We start from the raw sequence: 9,935 nt of genomic DNA, 5'->3' as shown, positions 1-9,935 counted from the left end.
CCTATACGTATAATTATAATGAATGATATACGTATAGTCAATACTTTTTGTGCCCTAAGCGTCAACCGAACGTGCGCGTGAGCCGCGAGGCGGGCAGACTGGCGCGCGGTTTGCATGGCTACAATTTTGGGCTACTTTGGTTTTCTGCAAACCGCGTGACAGCCGCCGAGTCGGCTCCAAGCGTGTGTTAGGCAGAAACACCCAAACAAATATTGATTATTTTTTCATCTTCTTTCTAATAATATTCATAGAAATTATTCCTAGCAGTATGGCAATCGGTCCTACATAACCAAGAGGAATCTCTGTTATTAGAGAAAAGATATATCCAATGATACACCACAACACGAATACTAGAATTCCATAAATCATGCCTTTACCTCCATATTGCCAGATAAGACATCATAATTAATATAATATTCTGCACGGGAATGGATACCTAATTTTTTATATATTCTAGATATGTATACTTTTACAGTATTCTGAGAAATATGCAATTTCGAACTAATAACTTTTATGGAATCTCCATTATGGAGTAATTGATTGATTTCTTCTTCACGTTTTGTAAATACGATCTTTGTATGTATTGATTCTGTATGACGCAATTCAAAAAGTTTCTCTTTTGACAACATAACTCCGCCATCCAGAACATGTTGTAATAGATGGCCAAACTTTGTTGAATTACTTGCTCGAGGATTATAAACTGCTACCACTCTACTATTATAAACGATTTTTTCAGTTAAATCATCAACATGATCATGTATTAGTAATATCCTATATATACTATCGGAATATTTTAATAATAATTTCTGTAAAATTATATTGCTATCAATACTAGTAGCATCAATTACAATTAATACAAAATTATCTATAATATTTTTGTTGTCTTTAACCAAATAATTCAACATATTATGCAGGCAAATAGTAAATAACTTGTTATGAGAAATAATAATACTTTTCATAACACGATATTAATCTGTATTAGGTTTATCCAAATAAATAATAAACATTTTGATTATTTAATTATTTTGTAATACCTCTAAAATATAGATTGGAGGAAAAAAATGAAAAAGATATTTGCTTGTGTGCTGATTGTCCTGTTAGTTGTATCTGTCCCAGCTTTTGCTAGACCAACAGCAAGAGAAAATGCTGATTTTGTAGTCGATGCAATTATTGGCATTTCACTCGGGATTGTCAAAAGGGCAGGGACAGCCCTAGCAGTAGTTTATACTGCGGCAGATTTTATAACCTACGCAGTTACAGGAAAAACAATTGGAGGCTATGCAAATGATGGTTTTGAGAAGTCATCAAAAATAATTTATGCTGATGATAATAAACCGTACCGTGGTTGGATGGGCTTAGGAATGCAATAATTATAACCTGCCTAACATATTCTACATCAGAAAACGAGATAAGAAAAGAAATATCTGCTGGGCGAAAGATATCGGCGATGTAAGGATTCTATAAAAAATGTTATGCGGTTTTGAAGCGGCGATAAGCTTTTTTGCGAATTGTTATATAGGAGTGATGTAAGCACGGCTCGGCTAGCGCCTTTGGCAGGGGTGCGGGCTAGCCTCTGTTCCTGTTCTTTTCCTGGGAGGGGCTTCATTATGGGATCTATAATATTCGATAAAGCCGCATTCATGAATTATCTCATGGCTAAATGCAATTTCAGTGCCAAAGGCACGGAATGGGCCTGTATCTGGGTTGAAAAATTCCTGCGCTTCTATCCGGACTGGAGCGAGAATCGCGAGAAGGCGATTGCCGGCTTTTCAGAGGCGCTGTCCAGAAGAAAGCCTGCAAATATTGTCAATTTGGCGCTTCGGTCTGTTCAATTGTTTATTGCTTTTATCGATTTTGAGTTGGGTGAACGACCGCTGGCTCGATCAACTCAGTCAGGAGAAGATGCGACCGGCTCGAGGTCAAAAACATGTTCAATCTCAGCATCCTCTGAGGAAAATCCAGGCGAATCCAAAGATCGCGAATGGCAGGAGTTTGCGTCGAGAGCCATGAAGCAGGTGCGGGAGCTCATTCGCTTGAAGCATCGATCGCTCAGGACTGAAAAAACATATTTGGGATGGACAAGGCGATTTCTCGATTTTATAAGGGTAAGGCGCCTGGCAAATTTTGTAGATGGTGCTCCGAAAATTACTGCGGATCATCTGCGGGCGTATTTGAGTTATCTGGCGGTTGATGTGCGGGTGAGCGCGAGTATGCAGGAGCAGGCTCTGAATGCGCTGCTCGTTCTTTTCAGGATGGTTTTGCATATCGAAATTGAGGGCTTGTCGAGTGTGCTCAGGGCGAAGAAGCGAAAGCGGCTTCCTATGGTGCTGAGTCGCGAGGAGGTTTCTGCGTTGCTTGCGCAATTGAGGCAGCCGTATCGGCTCATGGCGTCGCTTATGTATGGGTGCGGGCTCAGGCTGGAAGAGTGTTTGTCGCTCAGGGTGAAGGATATCAATTTCGAGAATGAGACGATCGAGGTGCGCGCGGGCAAGGGAGGCAAGGACAGGCTGACGATGCTTCCTGGCGTGCTTAAAAGAGTCCTGCATGAGCATCTGCGAGAATTGCGTGCGCTTTGGGAAGAAATGCGAAGGCGGGATTTGCCGGGAATTTTTCTACCGGAAGCGCTCGACCGGAAATATCCGGGGCTTTCGAAGGAGTGGAGCTGGTTCTGGCTTTTCCCGGCAAAAAGCCCGTGCGCAAATGTGCGGACGGGGGAGATTGCGTTTTGGCATGTGCATCCATCGGTGATCCAGAAGAAGATTCGGCTGGCAATCCAGGCTGCGGGGATTCAGAAGCTGGCTTCCGCACATACGCTGCGCCACAGCTTTGCGACGAACCTTATCGAGGATGGGTACGATATTCGCACGATTCAGGAATTGCTTGGACATTCGAATGTGCAGACGACGATGATATATACGCATGTCGCAATGCGGAACAAGAGGGGCGTGCGCAGTCCTCTGGAGAATCTGTGAGCAGGGCTCGCGTGTTCTGCGCCATTCTAATCTCTTCTCTGACAGCGATGGTGAAAGTGGCCGCCGAAACAGGTTCACATTTCAGCAAATCGCATTTTATCACATTCTTCTGAAAAGCATTGTAAATCGGTCTGAGGAGGTGGTCAATCTTATTTTGGAAAAAGAATTAGAGGCAAAGTGAAGCGGCTCCGGCTTTGCACAATTGCCGGTTTACAGGATTCCCATCGCCGGTCCCAGGATGCTGAAGACGAGAGCAATGATGAGGGCGGCGAGGGGGGTGAGGATGAGGCCCGCAATAGCCATGTCTTTTATGCTGAAATAGCCTGTTGTGTAGGGGATGATGTTGACGGGCGAGGTTGTGACAAGGATGATGGCGAGGTTTGCGGTAAAGCCCGCAGCGAGGGCAAGGCCTGCGGCTCCTGTGCCGAGGAGGGGTCCAAGCGCAAGGACGAGGGGTACGATGATGGTCCCGGTGAGGGTGTTGGAGGAGAAGGCGATTTTCACGGTAAGGACGGCGAGCACGATGAGTACGAGCCTGACAAAGAGCGGAAGGTTGCCGATGCCTCCAAGGAGTACGACGGAGAGCCAGGCTGCTGCGCCTGTCTGGTATAGGGTCATGCCGAGGCTAATACCTGCAGCAATGAGGATTATGCCGGACCAGTCGATCTCTTTCTGGAGGTCCTTCCATTTGAATGAAGTCATGCCTGGCACGAAGAGGAGGACAACGGCGGCGACTGCGCCCATCGATATCGGGATTTTGATGTGCCAGAAGCTTTGAAACAGGGGCGAAGCAACCCAAATGAGTACAGTGATCGCAAAGACAATGAGGGTGGCTTTTTCGTCATGGCTCATGCGGCTTTGGTTCGAAAATTCGTGTTTGATATCGTCGCGGCTTTTCTGCAGGTGGGTCATTTCAGGAGGCGAAAAGAGAACGAGGACGCCCCATGCGGATGGCAGAAGAAGCGCGACAATAGGCAATCCGATTGTCATCCAGCGAACAAAAGAAATATCGACATGGGCGAGGCTGCCCATGAATTTGACGACGAGGGGGTTGGAGCCTGATCCTGCGGGTGTGCCGACTGCGCCGATGAGGGCTCCCCAGGCGACAGCGAGCATGAGGGCGCGTCCGAAGCGGCTTTCGCCTGGTTTTGCGCCTTCTTCGGTGAGGATTGCGAGTGCTAGGGGCATGATAATGGCACTGGAGGCAATGGCGGTTACCCACATCGAAAGGAAGGCTCCTGCTGCAAGAAAACCGAAAATAATGCGACGGGTCGAGTTGCCGGTAATCGAGAGCACAAGAAGGGAAACTCGCTTTCCGAGGCCCGAGCGCACGATGGCCGCGGCGAGGGCTAAGACGCCGATAAAAAAGAGCACGACATCGTCGCCAAAGCCGCTTTTTACGATTGTGGCAAAGTCGCCAGCGCCGACTAGGGCGAGCATGACCATGGCAAGGAGTCCCGTGATATGGAATGGGAGCGCTTCGAGCACCCATATGACAAGTGCGCCTGCAAGGACTGCGATGGCGCGCTGGCCTTTTGGATCGAGGAGGGCATCGCCTGCGCGGCGGACAGAATCAGGTAGGGGAAGAAATGCGAGCACGGCAAAGAGGATGGCTGCGATGCCGATGGCGGCGAGTTTGCGGGCGGCAGAATTCTTATTCATTGTGGCTACCTCGGGTGCTGGCGCCGGGGGCTGAGTCGGCGCTGAGGGGAGAGCGGGCGCTTTTTGCTGAGGTAACAGCCTGGCCGCGGGATTTGAGGGTTTCTGCAAGGAGTATCCCCACCTGTGAAGCGCGTTCAGCGGTCAGGGCGCCTGCTTCCTCGAGAGCGCGCATTTTGTCGAGGGCGCTGCCTTTTCCGCCAGAGATAATCGCGCCGGCGTGCCCCATGCGCTTGTCTTTCGGGGCGTGGCGTCCGCCTATGAATGCGATGAGGGGCTTCGAAAATGCACCCGAGGCAATCATTTCAGCCGCTTCTTCTTCCATGGTGCCGCCCAGCTCGCCGATCATGACGACGGCGTCGGTCTCGCTGTCCTCCTGGAATCGTGCGAGGATCTCGGCGAAGCGAGTGCCGGGCACGGGGTCGCCGCCAACGCCGACAAGGGTCGACACGCCAAAGCCTGCGCGCACTACCATGGCGGTCACTTCGTTGGTGAGGCTGCCGGAGCGGGTCATCACGCCGATGCGTCCGGGTTTGTAGACTCGCTCAATCCAGTAGGGAAACATGCCAAGCATGGCTTTGCCGGGCGAGATGATTCCGGAGGTGTTGCCGCCGACGACGAGAGCGCCTTCTGTTCGCGAGGCTGCGCGTATTTGCAGGGCGTCGTGCAGGGGTATGCCGTCCGCGACGATAACGATAAGTTTGATGCCGGCGTCGAGGCATTCAAAGACTGCGTCTTTGGTAAAGTGCGGCGGGACAAAGAGCATTGCGGCATCTGCGGGGGCATAGGTGTCTGCAGGGGCACCAGCGGCGCTGCGGGATCCGAGTGCGCTGGCATCGAGCGCGCGGTGTACGGAATGATAGACAGGGATATCACCGACATGCTCGCCTTCTTTGCCCGGGGTAACCGCCGCGATAATGTGTGTGCCGAGGTTGACCATGTGCTCAGTCCAGAATGTTCCTTCGGAGCCGGTGGCGCCCATGACGATGGTGCGGGTGCTTTGGTCGACGAGGATGCTCATGGCTGACCTCCTTGCTTGCTGGCGGCAGCGGGTGTGGGGCGCTCTGTGGCAGTGGAACGGGCAATGTGGGCGAGCTCTACGGCTTTCTTGACCGCTTCTTCGGTGTCGGTGAGTGGCTCGAGTCCTGCTGATAAAAGGGTTTCGCGTGCCTTGTCCTCGCCGGTGCCGCGGATGCAGGTGACGATTGGGCAATCGGGCCTAAGGCAGCGTATCGCTTCGACAATGCCTTCAGCCATGATGTCAGCGCGGGCGATGGTGCCGAAGGTTACGATGAGAATGACTTTCGGGTTGTTCTTAATGCACAGTTTCATCGCGCGCACGGATTTGCGGTAGTTGGGGCCGCCAAATTCGAGGTAGTTCGCGACGGTGCCTCCGAAGTCGACGACGAGGTCGTAGACGGCGGTGGTGAGGCCAGCCCCTGCACACATGAGACTGATGTCGCCATCGAACTGGAGGTAGGGGATGCCTTCGGCAGCAGCTTCGCGGGCGATGTCGGAATCGAAATCGGCGGGGTCCTGCTCGAATTCGGGATGTCGAAAAAGGGCATTGTCGTCGATCGAGATTTTAGCGTCTGCAGCGATAAAGTTACCTTCGAGCGTCACGAAAAGCGGGTTGATTTCGGCGAGCTCGCAATCTTTTTGCACATAGAGCCTATACAGTTTTTCGATGATGCTTGCGAAGCCCTTTGCCAGGGAAGGTGCGAAGCCGAGGTCATAGGCAGCGGTGCGAGCCTGGTAGGGCAGTATGCCGCGGATGCTGTCGATGTGCTCTTTGAGGATTTTCTCGGGTGCGGTTCTGGCGAGGTCTTCGATTTCGACGCCGCCTTCGGCGCTCGCGAGCAAAAGATGCGCGCCGGTTCGGGAATCCGCGCTGAACGACACATACAGTTCGCGCTCATGGGCAATTGCTTGCTCAACAAGGATTTTGCGCACCTTCCAGTCGGAAGCGAAAATGGCTTGGGCTGCGGTGCAGGCTTCTTCGGGGGTCTGCACGATTTTGACAAGGCCTGCCTTGCCGCGACCGCCACGAAGGACCTGCGCCTTGAGAGCGGCAGGCCATCCTAGGTGTTCCGCGGAGTTGACGGCGGCTTCGACAGTATCAGCCAGTTCCCCTTGTGGGGCCGGGATACCGAACTCTCTGAACAAAGCTTTTGCCTGGTATTCGTGCAGTTTCATGGTACCTCTTTGCGGCCACTTAGCGGTCGGTGAATGGGTTTCAGCCTGGCAGATCGGGCCGCTCGTTTATTTTCCGAAGCGTTTCCAATAGTCACCAAAAATATCCTCATCTTTCGGGCGGTTCAGCTCTATCGGCATGGCAAGCCATGTCACGTTGATGAAATGTTTCCAGTGGATGTTTTCGGTAGTGATGTTGTTGCCCCATGTGCCGCAGCCGAGGGTGACCGTGCTGGGCATGCCGTTGAAAAAGGTGCCACCATTGCCGGAAACCATGGGCTGGCGGACCATGATGCGGCTCGAACGCATGTATAAGCCCATCCGGTCTATATAGTCTTCCCGGAAGGTGAAAATACCGGACGAGTGGCCGGTACCGCACAGGTCGGTGATGCGTTCGACAAACCTTAGGCCTTCTTCGAATGAATCGCAGGGGAGTACCGTGAGCACGGGCGAGATCTTTTCCCAGAAGAAGCGGTCAGATTCGATCGGCTGTTCGCCCTGGACGATGAGGAAACGGGTCCCTTTGGTCACGTCGAAGCCAGCGCCGCGGGCGATTTTGTCGGCATCCTGGGCGATGATGGCGGGGTTGAGGTTTTCCTGGCCGTTCTTGCCGGTAACCCAAAGATAGTGGCGCAGGGCTTTTTTCTGTTCTGCGGTGCAGAGCCAGCCGCCTTCTTTCTGGAGGCCGGCAAGGAAGCGGTCCCACACTGCGCGGTGTACAACGGCGGAATTTTCGCTCGAACAGCTGGTCGCGTTGTCGAAGCTCTTGGATGTGGCGATTTTTTTTGCAGCATCTTCAGGATCGGCGTCCTCGCACAGAAGCTGGACAGCGTTGCCGGGGCCTACGCCATATGCAGGCTTTCCGGAAGAGTAGGCTGCTTTGACCATTGCGCTGCCGCCTGTAGCCACAATGAGGTCCACCTGGCGCATAAGCTCCTGGGTGAGCTCTATGGAAGGCTCTTCTATGACCTGGACAAGGTCCTCCGGAGCTCCGACTTTGCGCAGGGCTTCGCGCATGAAGGTGCACGCGAGGGTGGTCGATTTTTTTGCCTTGGGATGTGGAGCGAAGATGACGGCGTTGGCGCCCTTGAGGATCGAAAGGCCATTGGAAGCGGGGGTAGCAGTCGGGTTCGTGACCGGCGCCAAAGCCCCGACGACGCCGACAGGTTTGGCATATTTTCTGAGGCCGCGGGCAGGGTCTTCTTCCATTAGTCCGACCGTGCGCACTCCCCGGATGTCGCGCAAGACCCCCATCACTTTGTTCTTGTGCTTGGTGATTTTGTCCTCGACGCGGCCCATGCCGGTTTCCGCGACTGCGAGTTCGGCGAGTTTGCGGATATTTTCGTCGTTGTAGACGGACCAGCCGACGGCGACGCATACTTCATCGACGCGCTCCTGGCTCCATGTGGCGGCGATTTTCTGGGCTGCGCGGGCACGGGCAACTATCTCCGCGATAAACGCCTGGCCGTCGGCGCTGTCGGTTTTCGGCGCGCTCGATGAAGTCTGCCCTGCTGAAGCCTGCTCTGATGAAGCCTGCTCTGATAATATGCTCTGCCCGTTCATTTGAAATTCTCCTCTTCGATTTTCTGGACATTGTTAAATGCGTTGGTAAGGAAATCTTTTTTGAATTCCATTTTCTGGGTGAATGCGACCGACAGCCATGCATCGACAATCTGGCAGCCAAGGAAGGGAGCGGTGATCCATCCGCCCATGGTGAGTACGTTGGCGTTGTTGATAATTCTGCCGCGCTCACCAGAGAAGATGTCATCTGCGACACAGGCGTAGATGCCCTTGTGCTTGTTACAGACGATTGCCATGCCCTGGCCGGTGCCGCAGATGGCGATGCCTTTCTGGGCGCGGCCGTCCTGGATGGCCTTTGCGACTTTCGGTGCTTGGATGTAGTAGGGCTTGGGGGCATCTTCGCTCTCGATGCCGAAATCGAGCACTTCGAGCTCTGGATGGTTTTCACGCAGGTGCTTTACGATTTCGCGCTTGAGGGGAAAGCCCGAAAGGTCGCTTGCGATCGCAATGACAATTTTCTCCGGCATTTGGTATTTCTCCTTATAAAAACGAAATTTGGACAAGAGCGCTCATCTTTTGGGGCGTCCTTGCCATATATCCGCTCGCCTCATTTTTGCTGGATGAGCGTTCGCGCGGCGTCTGCGATATGCGGGGCGGTGAGCGCAAATCGCTCTGCAAGCCAATCAAGGGTTCCAACCTCGCCGAATAAATCCGCGGCAACACCGATTCGCGCAAGCCGCACACCAGGGGCTTTTTCCGCGATAACTTCCGCGACTGCAGAACCGAGCCCACCCGTCACTCTGTGATTTTCACAGGTGACAATGCATCCACAGCCTGAATGGGCGAGAATTGTCTCCTCATCGAGCGGCGAGAGCCACAAGGCATCGATGATTGTTGCTTTGATGCCTTCCTGGGCCAGCATGTCGGCTGCTTTCAGTGCTTCGTTCACCATGACGGTGCCTAATGCGACCAGGGTGACATCGCCTCCTTCGCGCAGAACTTTTGCCTTGCCGATTGAGAACGATTCATTTTCGCGATAGATGACGGGAGCAGGCTTCCGTTGAAGTCGCATGTAGAAAGAGCCTTTGAGGTTTGCGCCCAGGCGTGTGATCGCTGCGAGCGATATAGGGTCGGAGGGCTCTGCGATAGTGAGCCTCGGAATGACGCGCATAAGGGTGAGGTCTTCGAATGGCATGTGGGTTCCGCCGTTGAAGGCAGCGGTTACTCCCGGATCGGTGCCAATGAGCTTTACATTGAGCTGGGCATAATTGGCTGATAGAAAGAACTGGTCGTATGCGCGGCGGGATGCGAAGCACGCGAATGTCGCGGCAAATGGGACTTTTCCCGCGGCAGAGAGACCTGAAGCTATGCCGACGAGGTTCGCCTCGGCGACACCGACATTGACGGCGCGATCGGGGTATTTCTTTGCGAAGGCGGTTGTTCCGGTGGCTCGCATGAGGTCAGCTTCCAGTACGACAATATCTTTGCCCTCCTCGACGAGGGAAATAAGTGTTTCGGCATATACAGCACGCATTTCTTTTTGATCAGACATAGCTATCTCCTTGTAATTGAGTAGTGACTGCAGTACTG

At 52.9% G+C, this 9,935-nt stretch carries 9 protein-coding genes; 2 read left to right on the top strand and 7 right to left on the bottom strand.

What is annotated here, in order from left to right:
• Positions 1-365: 365 nt before the first annotated feature.
• Positions 366-959, bottom strand: a complete 594-nt coding sequence (locus GAP13_RS05920; RefSeq protein ID WP_158907160.1) for a response regulator transcription factor — start codon at positions 957-959, stop codon at positions 366-368.
• A gap of 102 nt (positions 960-1,061) precedes the next feature.
• Between GAP13_RS05920 and GAP13_RS05915 the strand changes: the two genes are divergently transcribed.
• A complete protein-coding gene (locus tag GAP13_RS05915; protein ID WP_158907159.1) occupies positions 1,062-1,370 on the top strand; it encodes a hypothetical protein in 309 nt (102 codons plus the stop codon).
• A 237-nt stretch (positions 1,371-1,607) separates the two neighbouring features.
• Positions 1,608-2,972 carry an integron integrase gene (locus tag GAP13_RS05910; RefSeq protein WP_222126157.1) on the top strand — a complete coding sequence of 455 codons (1,365 nt, stop codon included), beginning with the start codon at positions 1,608-1,610 and terminating at the stop codon, positions 2,970-2,972.
• A gap of 210 nt (positions 2,973-3,182) precedes the next feature.
• Here GAP13_RS05910 and GAP13_RS05905 read toward each other — a convergent pair whose 3' ends face one another.
• The 6 genes from GAP13_RS05905 to GAP13_RS05880 form a co-directional block, all read right to left on the bottom strand.
• Complete coding sequence (locus tag GAP13_RS05905) at positions 3,183-4,634, bottom strand: SLC13 family permease (RefSeq protein ID WP_158907157.1); 1,452 nt, start codon at positions 4,632-4,634, stop codon at positions 3,183-3,185.
• The gene (locus GAP13_RS05900) at positions 4,627-5,652 is read right to left on the bottom strand and encodes a succinate--CoA ligase subunit alpha (RefSeq protein ID WP_158907155.1); all 1,026 of its coding nucleotides are present in this window, start codon (positions 5,650-5,652) and stop codon (positions 4,627-4,629) included. Before GAP13_RS05900 ends, GAP13_RS05905 begins: the two co-directional genes overlap by 8 nt.
• On the bottom strand, positions 5,649-6,827 hold the full coding sequence (locus tag GAP13_RS05895) for a succinate--CoA ligase subunit beta (RefSeq protein WP_158907153.1): 1,179 nt from the start codon (positions 6,825-6,827) through the stop codon (positions 5,649-5,651). The genes GAP13_RS05900 and GAP13_RS05895 overlap by 4 nt, the downstream gene beginning before the upstream one ends.
• 66 nt (positions 6,828-6,893) lie before the next feature.
• On the bottom strand, positions 6,894-8,387 hold the full coding sequence (locus GAP13_RS05890; protein WP_158907151.1) for an aldehyde dehydrogenase family protein: 1,494 nt from the start codon (positions 8,385-8,387) through the stop codon (positions 6,894-6,896).
• A complete protein-coding gene (locus GAP13_RS05885; protein WP_158907149.1) occupies positions 8,384-8,872 on the bottom strand; it encodes an RpiB/LacA/LacB family sugar-phosphate isomerase in 489 nt (162 codons plus the stop codon). The genes GAP13_RS05890 and GAP13_RS05885 overlap by 4 nt, the downstream gene beginning before the upstream one ends.
• Before the next feature lie 80 nt (positions 8,873-8,952).
• Positions 8,953-9,897, bottom strand: coding sequence for a transketolase family protein (locus tag GAP13_RS05880; protein WP_158907147.1), 945 nt, complete (start codon positions 9,895-9,897; stop codon positions 8,953-8,955).
• Positions 9,898-9,935 lie beyond the last annotated feature (38 nt).

It is taken from the genome of Rectinema subterraneum, assembly GCA_009768935.1.
GTDB classification, from domain to species: domain Bacteria; phylum Spirochaetota; class Spirochaetia; order Treponematales; family Rectinemataceae; genus Rectinema; species Rectinema subterraneum.
This window is presented reverse-complemented; position numbering and strand designations above follow the sequence as displayed.

What these genes read in the sequence shown, in the direction of transcription:
- GAP13_RS05920 (WP_158907160.1), bottom strand. Translation starts at nt 959, where the DNA reads ATGAAAAGTATTATTATTTCTCATAACAAGTTATTTACTATTTGCCTG.
- GAP13_RS05915 (WP_158907159.1), top strand. Translation starts at nt 1,062, where the DNA reads ATGAAAAAGATATTTGCTTGTGTGCTGATTGTCCTGTTAGTTGTATCT.
- GAP13_RS05910 (WP_222126157.1), top strand. Translation starts at nt 1,608, where the DNA reads ATGGGATCTATAATATTCGATAAAGCCGCATTCATGAATTATCTCATG.
- GAP13_RS05905 (WP_158907157.1), bottom strand. Translation starts at nt 4,634, where the DNA reads ATGAATAAGAATTCTGCCGCCCGCAAACTCGCCGCCATCGGCATCGCA.
- GAP13_RS05900 (WP_158907155.1), bottom strand. Translation starts at nt 5,652, where the DNA reads ATGAGCATCCTCGTCGACCAAAGCACCCGCACCATCGTCATGGGCGCC.
- GAP13_RS05895 (WP_158907153.1), bottom strand. Translation starts at nt 6,827, where the DNA reads ATGAAACTGCACGAATACCAGGCAAAAGCTTTGTTCAGAGAGTTCGGT.
- GAP13_RS05890 (WP_158907151.1), bottom strand. Translation starts at nt 8,387, where the DNA reads ATGAACGGGCAGAGCATATTATCAGAGCAGGCTTCATCAGAGCAGGCT.
- GAP13_RS05885 (WP_158907149.1), bottom strand. Translation starts at nt 8,872, where the DNA reads ATGCCGGAGAAAATTGTCATTGCGATCGCAAGCGACCTTTCGGGCTTT.
- GAP13_RS05880 (WP_158907147.1), bottom strand. Translation starts at nt 9,897, where the DNA reads ATGTCTGATCAAAAAGAAATGCGTGCTGTATATGCCGAAACACTTATT.